Annotated in this window: 20 protein-coding genes; 8 read left to right on the forward strand and 12 right to left on the reverse strand. The window is 70.1% G+C overall.

What is annotated here, in order from left to right:
• From D474_RS0121555 to D474_RS0121570, 4 genes are all read right to left on the reverse strand, one after another.
• On the reverse strand, positions 1 to 634 hold a 634-nt coding region (locus D474_RS0121555; RefSeq protein WP_017615566.1), incomplete at its 3' end, for a biotin/lipoyl-containing protein.
• Between the two features lie 31 nt (positions 635 to 665).
• Positions 666 to 1,646: an alpha-ketoacid dehydrogenase subunit beta gene (locus D474_RS0121560; RefSeq protein WP_017615567.1), complete on the reverse strand. Its 981-nt coding sequence runs from the start codon at positions 1,644 to 1,646 to the stop codon at positions 666 to 668.
• A gap of 3 nt (positions 1,647 to 1,649) precedes the next feature.
• Entirely contained in the window at positions 1,650 to 2,765 is a 1,116-nt protein-coding gene (pdhA, locus tag D474_RS0121565; RefSeq protein ID WP_017615568.1) for a pyruvate dehydrogenase (acetyl-transferring) E1 component subunit alpha, read from the reverse strand.
• 402 nt (positions 2,766 to 3,167) lie between these two features.
• On the reverse strand, positions 3,168 to 3,785 hold the full coding sequence (locus D474_RS0121570; protein WP_017615569.1) for a sigma-70 family RNA polymerase sigma factor: 618 nt from the start codon (positions 3,783 to 3,785) through the stop codon (positions 3,168 to 3,170).
• 306 nt (positions 3,786 to 4,091) lie between these two features.
• On the opposite strand from D474_RS0121570, the gene purS reads away from it, so the two are divergent.
• The 5 genes from purS to purL all read left to right on the forward strand — a co-directional run bounded on the left by purS (position 4,092) and on the right by purL (position 8,987).
• On the forward strand, positions 4,092 to 4,337 hold the full coding sequence (gene purS / locus D474_RS0121575; protein ID WP_017615570.1) for a phosphoribosylformylglycinamidine synthase subunit PurS: 246 nt from the start codon (positions 4,092 to 4,094) through the stop codon (positions 4,335 to 4,337).
• Positions 4,338 to 4,556: 219 nt separating this feature from the next.
• Positions 4,557 to 5,030, forward strand: a complete 474-nt coding sequence (locus D474_RS0121580) for an ATP-binding protein (RefSeq protein WP_017615571.1) — start codon at positions 4,557 to 4,559, stop codon at positions 5,028 to 5,030.
• Positions 5,031 to 5,322: 292 nt separating this feature from the next.
• Positions 5,323 to 6,018: a phosphoribosylformylglycinamidine synthase subunit PurQ gene (gene purQ, locus D474_RS0121585; protein WP_017615572.1), complete on the forward strand. Its 696-nt coding sequence runs from the start codon at positions 5,323 to 5,325 to the stop codon at positions 6,016 to 6,018.
• A 40-nt stretch (positions 6,019 to 6,058) separates the two neighbouring features.
• Positions 6,059 to 6,598 (forward strand): hypothetical protein, encoded by a 540-nt coding sequence (locus D474_RS0121590; RefSeq protein WP_017615573.1) that lies wholly within the window; start codon positions 6,059 to 6,061, stop codon positions 6,596 to 6,598.
• Between the two features lie 94 nt (positions 6,599 to 6,692).
• Entirely contained in the window at positions 6,693 to 8,987 is a 2,295-nt protein-coding gene (purL, locus tag D474_RS0121595) for a phosphoribosylformylglycinamidine synthase subunit PurL (RefSeq protein WP_017615574.1), read from the forward strand.
• A gap of 75 nt (positions 8,988 to 9,062) precedes the next feature.
• Here the strand turns inward: purL and D474_RS29600 are convergent, their stop codons facing one another.
• Positions 9,063 to 9,251: a PIN domain-containing protein gene (locus D474_RS29600; RefSeq protein WP_017615575.1), complete on the reverse strand. Its 189-nt coding sequence runs from the start codon at positions 9,249 to 9,251 to the stop codon at positions 9,063 to 9,065.
• 539 nt (positions 9,252 to 9,790) lie between these two features.
• Here D474_RS29600 and D474_RS0121605 point away from each other — a divergent pair.
• Entirely contained in the window at positions 9,791 to 10,021 is a 231-nt protein-coding gene (locus tag D474_RS0121605; RefSeq protein WP_017615576.1) for a hypothetical protein, read from the forward strand.
• A 314-nt stretch (positions 10,022 to 10,335) separates the two neighbouring features.
• Here D474_RS0121605 and D474_RS0121610 read toward each other — a convergent pair whose 3' ends face one another.
• The 5 genes from D474_RS0121610 to D474_RS0121630 form a co-directional block, all read right to left on the reverse strand.
• Positions 10,336 to 11,283 (reverse strand): glycine betaine ABC transporter substrate-binding protein, encoded by a 948-nt coding sequence (locus tag D474_RS0121610; protein ID WP_017615577.1) that lies wholly within the window; start codon positions 11,281 to 11,283, stop codon positions 10,336 to 10,338.
• Positions 11,284 to 11,305: 22 nt separating this feature from the next.
• Positions 11,306 to 13,258 (reverse strand): ABC transporter permease, encoded by a 1,953-nt coding sequence (locus D474_RS0121615; RefSeq protein WP_394296544.1) that lies wholly within the window; start codon positions 13,256 to 13,258, stop codon positions 11,306 to 11,308.
• Positions 13,259 to 13,265: 7 nt separating this feature from the next.
• Positions 13,266 to 14,387: a quaternary amine ABC transporter ATP-binding protein gene (locus D474_RS0121620; RefSeq protein WP_017615579.1), complete on the reverse strand. Its 1,122-nt coding sequence runs from the start codon at positions 14,385 to 14,387 to the stop codon at positions 13,266 to 13,268.
• Positions 14,384 to 15,958: a GMC family oxidoreductase gene (locus D474_RS0121625; protein ID WP_017615580.1), complete on the reverse strand. Its 1,575-nt coding sequence runs from the start codon at positions 15,956 to 15,958 to the stop codon at positions 14,384 to 14,386. Before D474_RS0121625 ends, D474_RS0121620 begins: the two co-directional genes overlap by 4 nt.
• 251 nt (positions 15,959 to 16,209) lie before the next feature.
• The gene (locus D474_RS0121630) at positions 16,210 to 17,739 is read right to left on the reverse strand and encodes an aldehyde dehydrogenase family protein (protein ID WP_026118692.1); all 1,530 of its coding nucleotides are present in this window, start codon (positions 17,737 to 17,739) and stop codon (positions 16,210 to 16,212) included.
• Positions 17,740 to 18,050: 311 nt separating this feature from the next.
• On the opposite strand from D474_RS0121630, the gene D474_RS0121635 reads away from it, so the two are divergent.
• A complete protein-coding gene (locus tag D474_RS0121635) occupies positions 18,051 to 18,713 on the forward strand; it encodes a class II aldolase/adducin family protein (RefSeq protein WP_017615582.1) in 663 nt (220 codons plus the stop codon).
• A 27-nt stretch (positions 18,714 to 18,740) separates the two neighbouring features.
• On the opposite strand, the gene D474_RS30605 is transcribed toward D474_RS0121635, so the two are convergent.
• Entirely contained in the window at positions 18,741 to 19,130 is a 390-nt protein-coding gene (locus D474_RS30605) for a hypothetical protein (protein WP_152476979.1), read from the reverse strand.
• 105 nt (positions 19,131 to 19,235) lie between these two features.
• Here D474_RS30605 and D474_RS0121645 point away from each other — a divergent pair, with 105 nt between their 5' ends.
• Entirely contained in the window at positions 19,236 to 19,640 is a 405-nt protein-coding gene (locus D474_RS0121645) for a VOC family protein (protein ID WP_017615584.1), read from the forward strand.
• Between the two features lie 15 nt (positions 19,641 to 19,655).
• Here D474_RS0121645 and D474_RS0121650 read toward each other — a convergent pair.
• Positions 19,656 to 20,396 (reverse strand): alpha/beta fold hydrolase (locus D474_RS0121650; RefSeq protein WP_017615585.1); only part of this gene is annotated, 741 nt, incomplete at its 5' end.

Below are 20,396 nucleotides of genomic sequence, written 5' to 3' on the forward strand. Positions count from 1 at the left end.
TGCCCGTGGGCGTGACAGACGCCAGGTCCACACCGAGGTCCTTTGCGAGCTTGCGCACCGGGGGTTTGGCCAGCGGGCGCCCCTGCGCAGGGCCCCCGTCGGGTGCGGCGCTCCCGTTCTGCGCCGCGGCACCGGCAGGGGCGGCCTCCTGGGCGGGTGCGGGTGCGGGTGAGGCCGGGACCGAGGGCGCGGGCGCGGAAGGCGCCGGGCGGCGGCGGGCGCGGCGCTGGGTGCTGGTCGCCTTCTCGCCGTAGCCGACCAGCGGTTTCTCCCGTTCCTCACCGTCGTCGGCAGGGGCTGGTGCCTCGGCGGCCGTGGCCGTGCCGCCGTCCTGTGCCTCGGCTTCGGCTCCCCCGGGGCCGGTGCCGTCGTCGATGGTGATGATGACCGTGCCGACCTCGACGGTCTCGCCCTCCTGGGCCCTGAGCTCCTTGACGGTGCCCGCGTGGGGGCTGGGCAGCTCCACGACCGCCTTGGCCGTCTCGATCTCGCAGATCATCTGGTTGACGGTGATCTCGTCGCCGGGCTTCACGTACCAGGTGAGCAGTTCGGCCTCGACCAGGCCCTCGCCGACGTCGGGCAGTTTGAACGCGTGCACGCCGTCGACGGCGGGGTCGCTCTTCTGAATCGCCATGTCCTGTGTCTTCCCCTGTTCCTGTCGTCGCCTAGTACGCGAAAGCCCGGTCCACACCGTCCAGAACGCGGTCAAGATCCGGAAGGTAGTGCTCCTCCAGACGCGACTGGGGATACGGGGTGTCGAACGCGGCGACGCGGATGACGGGCGATTCCAGGTGGTAGAAGCACTCCTCGGTGACACGTGCGGCGATCTCCGCTCCCGGGCCGCCGGTGAGGGTGGCCTCGTGGGTGACGACCAGGCGGCCGGTGCGCTTCACCGACTCCACGACCGTGGGGTAGTCGACCGGCGAGAGGGAACGCAGGTCGATGACCTCGATCGACCGTTCGGTGTCGGCCTCGGCGGCCTGCAGGGCGGTCTTGACCATGGGCCCGTAGGCGAGCAGGGTCGCGTCGGTGCCCGGGCGGGCGATGCGGGCCGCACCCATCGGGGTGGCGTCCTCGTAGGCGAGGTCGAGGTCGACCTCGGCCTTCTCGTAGTACCGGCGCTTGGGTTCGAGGAAGATGACCGGGTCCTCGCAGCGGATCGCCTGCTGGATGCCCCAGTAGGCGTCCTCCGGGGTGGCCACCGTCATGACCCGCAGCCCGGCGGTGTGCGTGAAGTAGGCCTCCGGGGACTCGCTGTGGTGCTCCACGGCGCCGATCCCGCCGCCGTAGGGGATGCGCATGACCACGGGCATGCTGAGCTTGCCGGCCGAGCGGCGGCGCATCTTCGCGAGCTGGGTGAAGGTCTGGTTCGTGGCGGGGAAGAAGAACCCGTCGAACTGGATCTCCACGACCGGGCGGTAGCCGCGCATGGCCATGCCGATGGCGGTGCCGACGATGCCGGACTCCGCCAGCGGGGTGTCGATGACCCGGTCGGCGCCGAAGTCCTTGTGCAGGCCGTCGGTGACACGGAAGACCCCGCCGAGGCGGCCGACGTCCTCGCCCATGACCAGGACCTTCGGGTCGTGTTCCATGGCGGCGCGCAGGCCGGCGTTGATGCCCTTGCCGATGGTGAGTTTGTTGCTCATGGCCTAGCGGCCCCCTTCCGTCCCGGCGTCCTCGAAGGAGGCCAGGTACTCCGCGAACTCGGACCGCTGCTGGTCGATGTGGACGTTGGGTTCGGCGTAGACCTGGTCGAAGATCTCGAGCGGTTCTGGGTCGGGCAGGGCGCGGCACTGCGTGCGCACCTGCTCGCCGATCCGCTCGGCCTCCTCGTCCACGGAGGCGAAGAACGCGTCGTCGGCCAGGCCGCCCGCCTCGAGGTGGCGGCGGACCCGCAGGATCGGGTCCTTGGCCTTCCACTCGTCGAGCTCGGCGGAGGCGCGGTAGCGGGTGGGGTCGTCGTTGGTGGTGTGGGCGCCCATGCGGTACGTGAACGCCTCCACGAGCGTGGGGCCGTTGCCCTCGCGGGCGTTGGCGAGCGCGGCGCGGGTCACGGCCAGGCAGGCCAGGACGTCGTTGCCGTCCACGCGCACACCGGGGAACCCGTAGCCGGCGGCGCGGCGGTAGATGGGGATGCGGGACTGCCGGTCCAGGGGCTCGGAGATCGCCCACTGGTTGTTCTGGCAGAAGAAGACGACGGGCGCGTTGTTGACGGAGGCGAAGTTGAAGGCCTCGTTGGTGTCGCCCTGGCTGGTGGCCCCGTCGCCGAAGTAGGCGATCACGGCGCTGCCGTCCTCGCCGACGGCGCCGTCGCGCTGGAGGCCCATGGCGTAGCCGGTGGCGTGCAGGGCCTGGCTGCCGATGACGATCGTGTACAGGTGCAGCCCGTGTTCGTGGGGGTCCCACCCGCCGTTGGTGACGCCGCGGAACATGCCGAGCAGTTCCCTGGGTTCGATACCGCGGCACCAGGCGACGCCGTGTTCGCGGTAGGACGGGAACGCCATGTCGCGTTCGGTGAGGGCGCGGCCGGAGCCGATCTGGGCGGCCTCCTGGCCGAGCAGTGAGGCCCACAGGCCCAGTTCGCCCTGGCGTTGGAGTGAGACCGCCTCGTTGTCGACGCGGCGGACCAGGACCAGGTCCCGGTACAGGGCGCGGATCTCCTCCGCGCTGATCTCCAAGGGGTAGTCGGGGTGGCCCGTGAGCTCACCTTCGGGTGTCAGGAGCTGGATGAGCTCCGGTTCTTCGTGCGCGGTGGTGTCCGACACGTCGCTCCTCGGGTTCTCGGGGCCGAATTCGCGCGGGTGACGCCGATCGGCCGGATCACGGTCCGCTCACCCGGGGTGTGGGCACAGCGGACAGCCCTCCCCATATCGTGACAGAACTCACTACGGAGAGCGCAAGACCCGGACGTCACCTTTTCCGTCCGGCCACCATGATCCAAGAACCTTCGAGAGACTCGTTAGCAGGGCTTCCTAGCATGTACAAGGTCTTCCGACAACTTTGTGGCCGCTTGTCGGAGACGCGGCGGTCACGGCGCGCAATTGCTTCCTGGGGCGCCGCGACACAGCACGGCCCGGCCTCGGTGACGGGCCGGGCAGATCGTCGCAGGGGGTCGCACGAGGGGCCGGGGAGCACGGAGCGCTCCCATCACGCTCGGCACACGCGCCTCACTGCTCGGGAACACGCATGCCGCGCTCACGCCCGTAGTCGGCGAGCATCTCGCGCAGCTGGCGGCGGGCACGGTGCAGGCGCGACATCACGGTGCCCAGCGGGGTGTCCATCCGCTCGGCGACCTCCTTGTAGGCGTAACCCTCGATGTCGACGAGGTAGATGACCTCCTGGAAGTCCAGCGGCAACCGGGCCAGGGCCTGCTTGATGTCGCTGTCGGGCAGGTGGTCCAGCACCTCGGTCTCGGCCGAGCGCATCCCCGACGAGGTGTGCGCCTCAGCGGCGGCCAGCTGCCAGTCCTTGATCTCGTCGGTGGTCTCCTGGCGCGGCTCGCGCTGCTTCTTGCGGTAGCCGTTGATGAAGGTGTTGGTGAGGATCCGGTACAGCCACGCGCGCAGGTTCGTGCCGGCGCGGAACTGGTGGAAATTGGCGAAGGCCTTGGCGAACGTCTCCTGAACGAGGTCTTCGGCGTCGGCCGGGTTGCGGGTCATACGCAGGGCCGTGGGATAGAGCTGGTCGGCGAACGGCGTGACCGCGGTGGCGAAGTCGAGCGTCTGCTCCTGCTGGTGCTCGGCGCGCTCGTCGCGGGCCTCACCGGTCTTGGGAGTCTGGTCCATTTCGATAGTCGTCAAGATTCCCCCTCAGGACGACCGCGGACGATCTCTTCCACCCGGTTAGACGCCACCCGATGTCTCCAATGATGACACCAATGGCCGTGAGACGGGTCACTGGCCCCTAGAACTCAGCTCCATCGAAGGTAAATCTGCGGCGTGTCGACGGGCCATGGCCTGCTCGGACCCCCTCTCGGGTGGCCCTCGCCGGACCCCGGTGCCGTACGCTGGCGTCGCCCCCTTTGCGAGGCCCCCGTGATGCCCGGCGGCCGGCAGGGGCACACCCGTCGACTCTCTTCCTGTGGAGGACCCATGGCCCGCGTCGTTGTGGACGTCATGCTCAAGCCGGAGATCCTGGACCCCCAGGGCCAGGCCATCGCAGCGGCCGGCTCCCGGCTGGGCTTCGAGGGCGTCAAGGAGGTCCGCCAGGGCAAGCGCTTCGAGGTCGAGATCGACGGTGAGCTCGACGACGCGGCGGTGGCCGAGGTGCGCCGCATGGCCGAGACCCTGCTCGCCAACACCGTCATCGAGGAGTTCGAGGTCCGCCCCGCCTCCTGACACGCGGCGGAACAGTTGCGCACCGGACCGTCCGACGGCCGGCGCGGACCGGCCCGAAACCCTCCCGAACCGGGACCGGAGCGTCACGAGTGCCGGGTGTGTCCGACACCGGACGGCCGTGCCCTGCAGGGCACGGCCGTTCGTTTTACTCACCAGGGGTCGGGAACGTCTCCATACGTGTCGAGCACCTGACCGACCAGGAGCACGAGAGGTGGACGCATGGACGCCGGTTTCTCGATCACGCTCCCCCGACAGGCGTACACGGTGGCCGTGGTACGCGACATCCTCGACACCCTCCTCACCCGCGGCGGGCTGTGCCGTGAATGCGTCGACGACATCCTCCTGGCCGTGTCCGAGGCCGGCGCCAACGCCGTCGAACACGGCGGTCCTGCCCCCGACTACACCGTGGAGGCCGAGCTCGGGCCCAGATGGTGCGAGGTGCGCGTCTCACACACCGGGCGGGCGCCGGACGAGGCCCATCTGGCCGAACGTTTCGCCAACGACCCCGTGCCCCTCCCGAGTCCGGATGCAGAATCGGGCAGGGGCATCGTTCTGATGCGCTACCTCATGGACGAGGTCGCCTTCCAGGACGAGCCGCGCACCATGGTCGCGCTCCGCAAGCGGCGCACCGCCTGCGACCGGCCGTTGGACTCACCGCCACCCGAGCGCAGCACCCGCTACGCACTCCTCTGACACCGGTCGGCCGCCGTTCCTCTCAGTCGGCGGACAGCTGTGGCGCACGCCATGGTCACCGCCGAGCACTCGTCGAGAACCACACCCCCGCCCCCTTTCCGGGCCCCCGACTTGGGATGATCACACAGGCCAGGGTGCTCCCGGAGGGGACTTCGTCGTACCCGAGCACAGGCGAACGGGTACGCTGCAGACGAAGGCACCGTCCGCCGCGTGACGGGGGCGGGGAGGCCCCACCGGGAGCCTCCCGAGCCGGACCGATCTCCTCGCCGAACGACTTTTCCGGAGTGTGCACATGACAGCCCGCGTGGGCGTCGTCACCTTCCCAGGCTCCCTCGACGACAAGGACGCGGCGCGTGCCGTCGCGCTGGCGGGGGCCGACCCCGTCCCGCTGTGGCACGGCGACGCCGACCTCAAGGGTGTGGACGCCGTCGTCCTGCCCGGCGGTTTCTCCTACGGCGACTACCTGCGCTGCGGCGCCATCGCCCGGTTCGCCCCGCTCATGGGCGAGCTCGTGCCCGCCGCACGGTCGGGCACGCTGCCAGTGCTGGGCATCTGCAACGGGTTCCAGATCCTGGCCGAGAGCCACCTGCTGCCCGGCGCGCTGACCCGCAACGCCTCCCTCCGCTTCGTCAACCGCGACCAGGTATTGCGTGTGGAGAACACCCGTACCGCCTGGACCAATGGTTACAGCGAGGGCCAGGAGGTCCTCGTGGTTCTCAAGAGCGGCGAGGGGTGCTACGTCGCCGACGAGGAGACCCTCGACCGCTTGGAGGCCGAGGGGCGGGTCCTGGCCCGCTACGTCGGCGAGAACCCGAACGGTTCCTACCGCGGTATCGCCGGGGTCTCCAACGAGCACGGCAACGTCGTGGGCCTCATGCCACACCCCGAGCACGCCGTCGAGGCGCTGACCGGCCCCTCCACCGACGGGCTCGGTTTCTTCGCCTCGATCCTCACCCATCTGGGCTCCCGCACACCCGAGCCGGCCTAGGCGCCGGCGAACACGAACGATCTGGGGGACGATCCTTCCAATGATGGCGCTGCTGCGCTCCCGAAGAACGATGTTCATCCTCGCCGCGGTGGTCATCGTCGGACTCGTGGTCTCCGGGGGGATCGGGCTCGTGCAGTCGATGTCCACCGTCGCGCAGACCGAGCAGGGCCCCGGACAGGGGCAGGAAGGCGGCGGTCAGGGCGGCGAGGGCGGCCCCGAACCGCTGGAGGCTCCCGAAGCCGGCGTTCTCGGCCAGGCGCCGACCGGGTTGGAGTACTCCTCCGAGGAGGACGACGTCGAGTGCGTCCCGGCCGAGTGCATCCGGCTCGTGTCGGTCATGACCACCGACGAGGACGCAGACGTCAGCTCCGACGAGGCGGTCGAGGCGGTCTACGACGGCCTGCTGGAGCAGAACTGGGGCCAGCTCCTGCCCGAGGGCGCCGAGGAGCCGGACGACGTCCCCCTGAGCGAGACCATCATGACCGACGGCGAGGTCATGGTCGCCGACGCCACCGAGCACGAGTCCGACGGCGCCGTCGCCGTCCTCATGGTCGGCAACGCGAACCCGCCCGCCGACTGATCCGCGCGTCACTCCCGGCCGGGGCGCCCTTCCCGCCCACGGCCGGGGACGGCACGGCCCGCTCCACAACCGCACACCCCGAACGGAACGACGCATGTCTGAAGTACCCGGTCTCGACACCGTCTCCGCGGCTCTCGGCCACCCGGACACGCCGCAGCCCTACGCCGAGCTCGGCATGGCCGACGACGAGTACGCGCGGGTCCGCGAGATCCTGGGCCGCCGCCCCACCGCGGCCGAGTTGGCCATCTACTCGGTGATGTGGAGCGAGCACTGCTCCTACAAGTCCTCGAAGGTGCACCTGCGCCAGTTCGGGGAGAAGGCGCCCGAGAGCGACGCCCTGCTCGTGGGCATGGGCGAGAACGCCGGCGTGGTCGACGTCGGCGACGGACGCGCGGTGACCTTCAAGATCGAGTCGCACAACCACCCCTCGTACGTGGAACCGCACCAGGGTGCGGCCACGGGTGTGGGCGGCATCGTGCGCGACATCCTGACGATGGGCGCGCGGCCGGTCGCGGTCATGGACGCGCTGCGGTTCGGACCCGCCGAGGCCGACGACACCAAGCGGGTCCTGCCCGGCGTGGTCTCGGGGATCTCCTTCTACGGCAACTGCCTGGGGCTGCCCAACATCGGCGGTGAGCTGGGCTTCGACGCCGGCTACCTCGACAACCCGCTGGTCAACGCCCTGTGTGTGGGTGTCATGCGGCACGAGGACATCAAGCTCGCGGAGGCGCCCGGCCCCGGCAACAAGGTCGTGCTGTTCGGCGCCACGACCGGTCCGGACGGCATCGGCGGCGCGTCGGTTCTGGCCAGCGCCACCTTCGACGACGAGTCGCACAGCAAGCGGCCCAGCGTGCAGGTCGGCGACCCGTTCATGGAGAAGCTGCTCATCGAGTGCAGCCTCGAACTGTTCGGCAAGGACCTCGTCGTCGGTGTCCAGGATCTGGGCGCCGCGGGTGTCTCGTGCGCGACCACGGAGCTCGCAGCGGGCGGCACCGGCGGCATGAACATCCAGCTGGACCGCGTCCCGCTGCGTGACCACCGGCTCACCCCCGAGGAGATCCTCATGAGTGAGTCGCAGGAGCGCATGATGGCGATCGTGGAACCGGGGAAGATGGATGCGTTCCTGGACGTCTGCGAGAAGTGGAACATCCTCGCCACGGAGATCGGCGAGGTCACCGACGTGTCCGAGGAAGAGGCCGAGCGCGGCGGCCGCCTGGTCATGACCTGGAACGGCGAGACGGTCGTGGACATGCCCCCGCGGACCGCCTCGGACGAGGGCCCCGTCTACCAGCGTCCCTACGCGCGGCCGGAGTCGCAGGACACTCTCCAGGCCGACGACGCCGCCGAGCTCCCCCGCCCGGAGAACGACGCCGAGCTGCGCGAGCACGTGCTGCGTGTGCTGGGCGCGCCCGGTGTGGGCGACCCGACGTGGGTCACCCAGCAGTACGACAGCTACGTGCGCGGGGACACGGTCGTCTCGGCGCCGCACGACTCCGGGATGATCCGGGTCTCCGACGACTCCTACCGGGGCGTGGCGCTGGCGACCGACGGCAACGGCCGGCACACACGCCTGGACCCGTACACGGGCACGCAGCTCGCGTACGCGGAGGCGTTCCGGAACGTGGCGGCCACCGGCGCTCGGCCTCTGGCGGTGACCAACTGCCTCAACTTCGGTTCGCCCGAGGACCCGGGGGTCATGTGGCAGTTCGCCGAGTCCACCCGCGGGCTGGCCGACGCCTGCCGGGCGCTGGGCACCCCGGTGACCGGCGGCAACGTCAGCTTCTACAACCAGACCGGTGAGAAGCCGATCAACCCGAGCCCCGTCATCGGTGTGCTCGGTGTGGTCGACGACGTGCGCAAGCGGCTGCGGTCCGGGTTCGAGGCCGACAACGCGACGGTGCTGCTGCTGGGCACGACCCGCCCGGAGCTCTCCGGTTCGGCGTGGGCCGACACCGTGCACGGCCACCTGGGCGGGCAGCCCCCGCAGGTGGACCTGGCCGCTGAGGCCGCGCTGTCCGAGGTCCTGGCCGAGGCCGCCGAGCAGGGGCTGGCGGAGTCGGCACACGACCTGTCGGACGGCGGTCTGGCGGTCGCGCTGGCCGAGTCGGCGCTGCGCGGCGGCAAGGGCGCGCGCCTGGAGCTCGACGGGGACGCGTTCACGACGCTGTTCAGCGAGTCCGGTGCGCGGGCGCTGGTGGAGACCACCGGCGACAACGCCGCGGCGGTGCGTGAGCTGGCCGAGCGGCACGGGGTCCCGGTGACGGAGCTGGGCACGGTCGGAGGCGACACCCTGGCGGTGTCCCACGCCCGAGGCACGGTCGAGATCGCCCTGACCGACCTGCGTGCCTCCTACGAGTCCGCGCTCCCGGCGCTCATGAACGGCGTGTGACCCGCGTCCGCCTTCTGCGAGAGGGGTGCCCCGGTTCCCGGGGCGCCCCTTCGCTTTTCCCGGAGGGCCGGTTGTTCAGGGTGACGGGGAGACGGCAGTGAGGCCGACTGCTTCGGCGTCCTCGACGAGCCTCTCGTCATAGGCGACGAAAGCGCTGACCAAGGATCCGAGACCCGAAGCAGCGGCGACGTGCAGAGCGTCGGGCGAGCGGAGCCCGGCCCCGGGCGCAAGCGCGCAGGCGGCGTCGAAGGTCTCGACCGGCATCCTGACGTGTGCTGCTCGGCCGAGCCGCTCCTGGGCACGCCTCCATGGTGCCGGCGTGCACACCGTGCATGGAGTGCCCGCGGGAGTTCGGTGCGCGTGGGGTGGCTCGTGATCCGGCGATCGGTGCCGTGCTCGTCGAGCCAGTCGACCAGGGCTCGTGCTTCGACCGCGTCCTCGAACAGCTTGAGCGCTGCCGAGGTGTCGAGGTGGACGAACATCAACGGTCGTCCTCCTCCGCCCTCGGCTCGGCCGGCGCATCGGTCGCGGGCCTCGTCCCGGGGGCGAACGGCTCACGTCCATGGCCTCAGCCTCACCCGCGTCGGGCAGGCCGTCGAGGTCAGAGGGCTGTCAGGCGCTTTTCTCACGTGTCTGACAGAGCTTCTTCGGGTGCGCCTTCCTGTCTTCTCCGGATGACCGGGAGAGCGGGGGTTTCCTGGTGGGTATGGGGCGGGTGAGGGCCGCGGCGGGGGGTCGCGGGCAACGACGGCGGGGGCACCGGTAGAACAAGAGACGGCCGTCGTCGAGGAAGGAGCCGCTCCATGCGTGGAGGAAGACTCAAGGGTGCGCTCGGCAGCGCGGACCGTCCCGCCAGCGCCCTGGGGTTCCGCAGGGTGCTCGCCGTGTTCGGTGCGCTCGTCATGCTGATCGGTGCGATCGCCGCGTTCACGATGACCGACCAGACGTGGCTCGTGATCGTGCTCGGCGCGGGGTTCTTGGCCGCATGCGTGAACGTGTACTGGGTGAGCCGTCGGCTGCACTTCGAGCGCTGACGCGCTCCAGATGTGCGCCTGGTGCGTTCTGCCCGGGTGCTCGTGAGTGTGCGCCCGGTCGGCCGGTCCCCGTCGACCGATCGGGCGACACCACGGTTCATCCTGAAGAGTCACCCGGTTCGTCCGCCGCACCGACGCGCTCGCCGCCGACCGATCCTCGGCGACGGCGGTCCCGACCACCAGGAGATCGTCGACCTGCTGCTGGGGGCCGGGCCGATGCGACGAGGTGGCACCAGAGGTAGCACTTTTCCAGAACCGAAGGCACACACGAACGGGCGGGGACCGGACCCGGCCCCCGCCCGTTCACATCCCGATCAGCGGGTGCGTGTCTCGTACCCCTCGGGGAGCCAGGACTCCACCTGGTCGCGGTTCTCGTCGACCCAGACCTCGGCGGCCTGGTCGGGGTCCATGCCCTCGTCGGCGATCATCCCGGCGACCTCGTTCTGGTCGGCGTTGCTCCAGTTCCAGTTGTCCAGGAACCGGTACGCCAGGTCGTCGTTCTCGGCGAACCCCTTGCGGAAGATCTTGTTGAGATCGTAGGCGGGGTAGTCACAGGGCACGTACTCGAGGTCGTCGTCGCAACCCTCGAAGTAGACGGGGAAGTCGACCTTGACCAGGTCCAGCTCCTCCTGGATCCAGTGCGGCTCGTTGGAGTAGAACAGCACCGGTTCCTCATCGGCGTACCTGCGCTGGACCTCGGTGATCTGCGCGGCCTCGGAGCCGGCGTAGACGATCTCCAGGTCCATGTCGAAGGCGTTGATCATGCCCTCGTCCTGCGTGGCGAACCCGGGCGCACCGCCCAGGAACTCGACCTTGTCCCCGGTCTCCGGGGTCTGGAACAGGTCGGTGTTCTCGCGCAGGCCCTCGGGCGTGAGCAGCTCGGGCTGTTCCTCCGCCAGGTAGGCGGGCATGTACCAGCCGATCACGCCCTCGTTGCCGGTGGAACCGCCGTCCACGACGGTGTCGTTGCCATCGGGACCGTAGAGCTCGTAGAGGTCGTCGTGCCCCCAGTTCTCCAGGATCACGTCGAGAACCCCTTGGTCCAGGGCCTGCCACGAGGGCTGTTCATCCACGCGCACGAGCTGGACGTCGTAGTCCATGTCCTCCTGCAGCACGTGTTCCAGCACCGCGGCGCTGGCCTCGTAGCCGACCCAGCCGTTGAGAGCGATCCGGACCGAGTTCGGGTCGCGGGCGATCTCGTCGGTGCGCACGGCGCAGGAGCTGACCATCACGAGGGCGAGGCCGACGGCGAAGTACCGCATCAGCGCGCCCCTTCTCGCGAATCTAGGCACTGGGTGCCCTCCTTCCCTGCGTGACCCGGTCCAGGAAGAGACCCAGGAAGAGGATCGCCAGACCGGAGGCCAGACCCAGTCCCAGCTCGTTCTGGGCGAGCCCGAAGACCACGTCGAAGCCGAGCGATCCGGCCCCGACGAGTGCACCCATGACGACCATGGACAGCACGAGGATGATTGCCTGGTTGACGGCCATGCGCAGGGACGCGCCGGCCATCGGCAGCTCCACCTTGGTCAGCATCTGCCAAGGGGTGGACCCCTGCGAGACCGCGGCCTCACGGGTCCCGGCCGGAACGCCGCGGATCCCGTCGTCGACCAGGCGGATCACCGGCGGCAGGGCGAAGACGACCGCCGCTACCAGCGCCGGCACACGGCCGATCGTGAACAGCGCGACCGCCGGGATCAGGTACACGAACGGCGGCAGCGTCTGCATTGCGTCCAGGATCGGGCGCAGGATCGCCGCGAACACGTCGTGGCGCGACATCAGCACACCGATGACCACACCCACCAGGATCGTGACGACCGAGGCCACGAGCACCTGCGAGAGGGTGTCCATCGCGTTGTTCCACACTCCGAGCAGGCCGATGGCCACGAAGGAACCGCCGGAGACCAGCGCCGGACGCACCCCGCCGAAGATCCACCCGAGGGCTGCGGCCGCCAGGACCACCAGCCACCAGGGCGTACCGGTGAGCAGTGCGCTGAGCGGGCCCAGGACCCAGTCGAGCAGCCACGTGCCGAGCGAGGCGGTGAACCCGCCGATCGCCGACTGCAGAGCGTCGTAGAACGCGTTGACCGGCACGGCCACGTCGACCGCGACGTTGCGCGGCCACCCGCCCTGGCCGAGGAACCGGGCCCCGGCCACGACCGCGGCCACGACCAGCAGACCGCCGCCGAGCACCGGCCACCGCAGCCTTTCGGGGACGTCCGGCGTGTGCGCACCGTGTCCGACGGCGCCGGTGACGCGGTCCATGGCGATGGCGAGCATGACGATCGCGATACCGGCCTGGAACGCCTGGCCCACGTTGACCTGGGCCAGCGCCTGGTAGATGGCGTCACCGAGACCACCGGCACCGATGACCGACGCGATCACGACCATGGAGACCGCGAGCATGATGGTCTGGTTGACGCCGAGCAGGATCGTGCGCTTGGCGAGCGGGATCTGCACCTTGGTGAGGATCTGCCACGGGGTGGACCCCAGCGAGGTGGTCGCCTCGACGGCCCCCTCGGGGACCTGTCGGATCGCCATCGCGGTGATGCGTGCGACCGGCGGCAGTGCGTACACCGCGGTGACCACGGCGGCGGCCGGGTTGCTGATGCCGAACAGCAGCACGAACGGCAGCAGGTAGGCGAACGCCGGCATGATCTGCATGAAGTCCAGCACGGGACGCAGGGCCCGGTGGAACCGGTCGCTGCGGCCGGCCAGGATCCCCAGAGGTACACCGAACAGCAGGGCGATGCTCACCGAGGTGATGATCAGCGCCAGCGTTGTCATGGACTCGTTCCACAGCCCGGTGAACGCGAATGTCCCGAAGGCGGCCAGCACCAGGAGCGCCACGCGCCATCCGGCCACACGCCAGGCGCCGAGCACGCCGAGGACCGTCACACCGGCCCAGGTGAGGAAGTCCAGGACCTGGTTGATCAGCACGACCGCCGACCCCAGCCCCACAGAGATGTAGTTGAAGAAGTAGAGGAACAGCGGGCTGTCGTTGCGGTTCTCGACGATCCACGCGTAGAGGCCGTCGAGCCGGGCCATGAAGCTCTCGCCGACCGCAGTCGGGAAACCGCCCGCCCAGGAGGGGTTGCCCATCATCCGCGCGGACGCGTACCCCGCGAGCACCACGGCCAGCACGATCAGGGCCTGGAACCAGCTGCGGCGCCACACTCCCCCGCTGTCGGCCGCGGCGACCTCCCCGCCCGGGGAGGTCGCCGCGGTCTGTGTCGTCACGGCCACGTCACGCACCGCTTCCGGTCGGGACGGTGTCCTCTCGTCCGTACACGAGGTCCTCGGAGTTGTCCCCGACGATCGCGGCGACGGCCTCGGCGTCCTCGAGCTGATCCTCGGCGATGGCCCGCAGGACGTCGTCGCGTCCCACGTAGCCGAGGAGGCGATCCCCCTCGACGACCCGCACCGGGGCGACGCTCGCCGCGAGCAGCGGCAGGACCTCCGACAGCACGGTGCCCGGCTCGACGCCGGGGCCGTCGGTGCGCTCCTCCGGGAAGGCGTCGCGCACGAGCCAGCGCGCGGTGAGCACGGTGGTGCGGGCGACGTCGGACGTGAAGTCGGCGACGTAGGAGTTGGCGGGGCGGCCCACGACCTCTTCGGGCGTGCCGACCTGGACGAGTTCGCCGTCGCGCATGATGGCGATTCGGTCGCCCAGTTTCAGGGCCTCCTGGAGGTCGTGGGTGATGAAGACCGACGTCTTGTGCAGCTCCTTCTGGAGCCGGACGACCTCGTTCTGCATTTCACGGCGGATCAGCGGGTCCAGTGCGCTGAAGGGCTCGTCGAACAGCAGCACCTGCGGGTCGACCGCCAGCGCGCGGGCCAGGCCCACACGCTGCTGCATACCGCCGGAGAGCTGGCCGGGGCGCGAGTTCTCGTACCCGCTCAGTCCGACCATCCCGATCATCTCGCGGGCACGCTCGTAGCGTTCGGCGCGCGGGACCCCCCGGATCTCCAGTCCGTAGGCGACGTTGTCGATGATCTTGCGGTTGGGCAGGAGCCCGAAGTGCTGGAAGACCATCGCGATCTTGCGGCGGGGCCGGTCCCNGAGCAGCACCTGCCCGGAGGTGGGCTCGATCAGGCGGGTCAGACAGCGGATCAGTGTGGACTTACCTGATCCGGACAGTCCCATGACCACGAAGATCTCACCGGGGCGCACATCGAAGGACACGTCGCGCACGGCGACGGTGGTGCCGGTCTCCTGCTTGATCGTGTCGCGGCCGGCCTCCTCGAGGTCGGTACCGATGACACTGTCGGCGTTCCTGCCGAAGATCTTCCACAGGTTGCGGACGGAGAAGGTCACGTCCGCGGCGTCCTCCGGGGCACCGGCGAGTTCGGTGGTCGGGACGGTCATCGGGCCTCCTCGTTCTGGGCCAGGCGATCCTCGCGGATCAGGTCCGCGGCACGCTCGCCCAGGGTGAGGACCATGACCATCGGGTTGGGTGTGGGAAGGGTGGGGAAGACGGACGCGTCGGCCACGCGCAGCCCCTTGAGGCCGCGCACGCGCAGGCGCGGGTCGACGACGGCGCCGTCGTCGTCCGCGGCGCCCATGCGGCATGTACCGGCCGGGTGGTAGACGGTGTGCGCGGCGCGGCGGCCGTACTCCGAGAGCTCCTCATCGGTCTGCACCTTCGGTCCGGGCGCGACCTCGCGCTTGAGCCACGACTTGAACGGCTCGGCGTCGGCGACCTCGCGCGCGACCTTGAGGCCGTCGACGATGGTCTGCTCGTCGTACCCGTCGGGGTCGGTGAAGTAACGGAAGTCCAGCGCCGGGTGCACCTTCGGGTCGGAGCTGGTCAGGGACAGCTTTCCGCGCGAACGGGACCGCGGGATGTTGGGGGTCATGCAGACCGCGTAGCCGTCCTCGGGCGAGTCGTACCCGAGACGCTTCGTATTGTCGTCGAAGGGGATCTGGTAGATGTGGAACATCAGGTCCGGGCGCGGGTCGGACTCGTCGCGGCGCACGAACAGGGCCGCGTCGGAGTCCATGACCGTCTCCTCGGGGACCCGGCGCTCGGTCTCCCACATGATGATCGACTCGGGGTGGTCCTGGAGGTTCTCGCCCACGCCCTTGAGGTCGTGACGGGGCTCGATACCCACCGACGACAGTTCCTCGGCGTTGCCGATCCCGTTGAGCATGAGCAGGCGCGGGCTGTCGATCGCGCCTGCGGACAGGATGACCTCCTGGCGGGCGTTGACGGTGACGCGCTCGCCGTCCACGGTCGTGGCGCTGACACCGGTGGCGCGGTCGCCGTCGAACTCGAGCCGGTCGACCCAGGTCTCCAGCATCACGGTGAGGTTGTCGCGCACGCCCATGATCGGGTGCAGGTAGGCGACCGACGCCGAGGAGCGGTGCCCGGTGTAGGGGTCGTAGGAGATCGACAGGAATCCCGCGCCGTCCGCGAAACCGCCGCCGTGGGAGGTCTTGGCGTTGAAGTCCTCCACGACCGGGACGCCCGCCGCCTCCGAGGCCGAGGACACCCAGTCCTTGACCATGTCGTTGCGGTCCTTCTCGGCGATCGGAACGATGTTGTTCTTGAGACGGTCGGCGTAGGACTGCACCGTGGCGTTGTCCCAGCCCTCCGCGCCTGCGGCGACCCACTCGTCAAGGTCCTCGGCGAAGGGGCGGAAGCTGATGAGTGTGTTGTGGGAGGAGCATCCGCCCAGGACACGGGCGCGCGAGTGCAGGATGTGCGAGTTGCCGCGCGGCTGTTCCGTGGTCGTGTACTTCATGTCGAGGTCGCTGTCGAGAACGCTCAGCCACTCCTTGAGGCGGAGCACGTTCTCGTGGTCGCGGTCGTCGGGACCGGCCTCGATGACGCAGACGGTGGTGTTGGGGTCCTCGGTCAGGCGGTTGGCGATGACCGGGCCCGCCGTCCCGCCTCCGACGATGACGTAGTCGTAGGTGTGCTCTTGTGTCGACACGGCCTGATTCCTCTCGTTTCTCATTCCTGGGGGTACGCGGGGGAACCGACCTCTGGTGCCGTCATGTTCGACGTGTGCTTCTCTTGTGGCCGGATCTTCCGTCTCACCTCCCGTGCCCCCGCAGGGCCGGGAGGGGCCCGGCGACGTGTCGGGCGGTCACGTCGCAGGGCAGTCGTCCGCCCCGGCACAGCGCTGCCGCGCCGGGGCGGGTTGGGTGCGGGGCGCCGGGGCGCCCCGCGTTCACACCGCGCTCAGCCGAACCAGCGCTGCGGTTCGGGTGCGAGGTTGCGGTAGATGTGCTTGGCCTCGCGGTACTCGTCCAGGCCGGCGAGACCCAGCTCGCGGCCGACACCGCTCTGCCCGAATCCGCCCCACTCGGCGCCCGGGATGTAGGGGCCGTAGTCGTTGACCCACACGGTGCCGTGGCTCAGACCGGCGGCCACCCGCTCACCGCGGCCGGTGTCGGCGGTCCACACGCCGCCGGACAGGCCGTAGTCGGTGTCGTTGCCGAGCTCGATCGCCTCGTCCTCGGTGCGGAAGCGCTCGACCGTCACGACCGGGCCGAAGACCTCGGCCTGGACGATGTCCATGGAGCGGTCGCAGTCGACGAAGACGGTCGGACGGTAGAAGAAGCCGTCCTGGAGCTCGGGCTCGTCGGGGCGCTTGCCGCCGGCGATGACACGGGCGCCCTCCTCGACACCGCGCGCCACGGCCTTCTCGACCTTGGCTCGGTGCTCGGCCGAGACCAGCGGACCGCAGCGCACACCCTCGACCTGGCCGCGGCCGATCCGGATCGCCTCCGCGCGTCGGGCCAGTTCGGCGGTGAACTCGTCGTGGATGTCCTCGTGCACGATGAGGCGCGCACCGGCGGAGCAGACCTGACCCGAGTGGAAGAACGCGGCGTTGAGCGCGTAGTCCACGGCGGTGTCGAGGTCGACGTCCGGGAAGATGATGTTCGGGTTCTTCCCGCCGAGCTCCAGCGCGATCTTCTTGACCGTGTCGGAGGCGGCCGCCATGATCCGACGCCCCGTGATCAGGCCACCGGTGAAGGAGACCAGGTCGACGTCGGGGTGCTCGGACAGCGGCGCACCGGCCTCGGGGCCGGTGCCCAGGACCATGTTGACCACACCGGCCGGCGCGCCGGCCTCGGTGGTCAGGTCCACGAGCTTGGCGGTGGTGACCGGGGTGATCTCGCTGGGCTTGATCACCATGGTGTTGCCCGCGGCGATGGCCGGGGCCATCTTCCAGGCGAGCTGGAGCAGCGGGTAGTTCCACGGCGTGATCATGCCGCAGACACCCACGGGCTCGTAGACGACCTTGCTCTGGATGCCCTCGGGCGCGGCGACGACACGCCCGGCGTCCTTGTCGGCAAGACCGGCGTAGTAGCGGAAGACGTTGGTGACGTCGTCGACGTCGATCCCGCCCTCCTCGATGGTCTTACCGGTGTCGAAGGACTCCATGACGGCGATCTCGTGCCGGTCGCGTTGGAGCAGGTCGGCGATGCGGTCCAGGATGCGTCCGCGCTCTTCGGCGGGTGTGCTGCGCCAGTCCCCGGCGTCGAAGGCACGTCGGGCGGCTGCGATGGCGTCTTCTGCGTCGGCGCGTGTTCCCTCACTGACGACGGTCAGCACGGAGTTGTCGGCAGGGTCGAGGATCTCTCGCACCTTGCCGTCGCGTGCTGCCCGCCACTGGCCGTCGATGTAGAGGCTGGGGGGGGGGGGGGGANAACCAGGCTGGAACAGGTACGGCGCCGACGGCAGAGTCTCGTCGGGTTCGTTCACGGGAGCGGTGTTCCCTTGGTCGGTGGTCACAAACAGCCTCGTTTCGTAGGACGCTTACGTCTCAACGCTCCCATAACCCACCTTGACCAGCAAAAATGCCAGATTGTGACGCAACCCCCCGTGGCACGACTCACGCAACGCGTTGCAGACAGTGCACCACGGGCCATCCGGAGCCTCGTGGGACATCCAAGCATGACCGATCCCTGGACGGGACTTTGGCGTTGATTTAGGCTGAACTGTAGTTAGGCTTCCCTAAGTGGGGCGCCCGAGGGTGGGGACACGCCCACCTGTCCGTGACTTCCGAGGAACGCATGCTGCTCGAACCCGAACGCCGAGACGTCTGCCTGACCGCTCGCTCCGCCGCGGCGAGCGCCGGTGCCGCCCCCGGCGAGGCGGGGGCCGCGAGCGTCCGCCGCGGCGACCTCGTCGTCGTCACCCCCTCAGGCGTCGCCCCCGACCAGCTCCAGCCCGCCGACTGCCCGGTCATGTCGCTCGACGACCGTGTGCTCGAGGGACGGCGGGAGCCCGCGGCCGAGGCCACCCTGCACATGGCCGTGCACCGCCAGGCCGCCGACCACGATCGCGACGCCACCGCGGTCATCGACGCCGCCACCGTCGACACGGTCGCGGTCTCCAGCGTCCTGGCCGAGCTGCCGCCGGTGCACCACCGGGCCGCGTCGCTGGGCGGCGCCATCGCCGTCACCCCCTACACGACCTACGGCACCGGAGACATCGCCGACCAGGCGGTCAAGGCACTCAAGGGCCGCGACGCCGCTCTGCTCGCCGACCACGGTGGTCTGGCCCTGGGCCGCGACCTCCCGCACGCGCTGGAGAACCTGCGCCTGCTCGACTGGCTGTGCGCCACCTACCTGCGCGCCGCCCAGCTCGGGCGGCCGCGTGTGCTCACCGAGGACGAGCTCGCCGAGGTGCGCCGGCGCGACACCTACGGCTGGGCCGGACCCGACCTGTTCTGAGCGCTGAGGACCACTGCAGGCGCCCGGTCAGGGGAGCTCGTCGGGGTCCCCGTCGTCGAGCGGCTCGGCCGGCTGGGTCCAGGCCAGGTAGCAGGCCGGCAGGGAGGCGTGGACCATCATCAGGATCCACAGCATCGGGGCCACGAGCCACCAGGGGAACACCACCTCCGGCGGGCTGAAGGTCGTGGGGAAGACGGCCCCGACGAACACCACCATGAGCAGCACACTGATCGTCGTGTGTGCGACCCGGTGAGCGGTGTCGCGCTCGGTCCGCTGGCGTTCGTCGAGCAGCCGCTGCGGCAGGGGCATCCGGGTGGCCCGGTTGAGCTGGGTCGACAGAGCACCACGGGCAATCCGGTGGGGAATCGGCTCCGGGAACCATGTCCGCAGGTCAGCGGTGTCGGAAGGTGGCCGCATCCGGTCACGGTAGGGCAGCGGTCCGGAACGGGGCGGGCCAACGGCGGCGGGAAGCGGGACAATGGCCACGACGGCCGTCGCCCCACTCCCGTAGGAGGCCCGCACATGCGATGCAGCTACATCCGGCTCCTGGTCAACGACTACGAGGCGTGCTTTCGTTTCTACGCCGACCTGCTCAAACTCCCGATCCTCTGGGGGGACGAGAGCAGCCGCTACGCGGAGTTCGATGTCGGGTCCACGACCAAGCTCGCGATCAACCAGCGCGAGGTGATGGCCGAGGCCCTGGAGACCGACACCGCCGACCCCGATCTGCCCAACCAGGACCGCCTCGCCGTCGTCTTCGAGGTCGAGGACGTCGACGCGACCGCCGAACAGCTCGTCGCCGACGGCGCACGCCAGGCCATGGAGCCGCGCGACTGGACGGCGTGGGGCGTCCGGGCGGCGCACTTCCGCGACCCGGACGGCTACCTGCTGGAGATCGCCTGCCCACTGATCCCCGTCCGGGGCTGACAGGGAACGGGACCGTCAGGAACCGAAGTGCTCCACCAGGAGCTCGTTGACCCGGTCGGCCCGCTCCACTCCGAGCAGGTGCGCGGCGCCTGGCACGACCTCGAACCGTACGTCCGCCAGGCCGTCGGCCAGGCGCCGTCCGTGGCCCGGGGGCAGCAGCGGGTCGTGCGCGGCCGAGGCCACGAGCGTGGGGACCCTGACCTCGGGGACCAGGCGGCGCTGGTCCATGTCGGCGACGGCCTCGCACACGGACGCGAACCCCTCGGGGTCCAGGCCGGCGACGTCATCGGCCAGCGCGGTGGCCGCCTCGGGGCGTTCCTCGTACATGTCGGGCGTGAACCACGGTAGGACGACGTCGGCGGTGACGGCCTGCATGCCGGCGGTACGCGCGCGGGCCCCTATGCGGTCCCAGCGGACGGTGTCCGGGGTACGCGCGGCAGGTGCCAGCAGCGCCATTCGGTCGATCGTGCGCGGCGAGTTCACGGCGATCCACACCAGCAGCGACGAGCTCAGCCCGGCACCGACCGCCGACACCCTGGTGATGCCCTCGGCGTCGAGCACGCCGAGCAGGTCCAGGGCGAGGTCCTCGATGCGGTAGGGGCCCTCCGGGGAGTCCGATCCTCCGTGGCCGCGGTGGTCGACCCGCAGGACCCGGTGGCCTCCGGCGAGTTCGGGCATCTGGGGTTCCCACACCGACATACGGGCCCCGAACGGCGGGACGAGGAGCACGACGGGGGCGTGGCGGGGCCCGTCGAG

This window comes from Nocardiopsis salina YIM 90010, assembly GCF_000341025.1.
Taxonomy (GTDB): Bacteria; Actinomycetota; Actinomycetes; order Streptosporangiales; family Streptosporangiaceae; genus Nocardiopsis; species Nocardiopsis salina.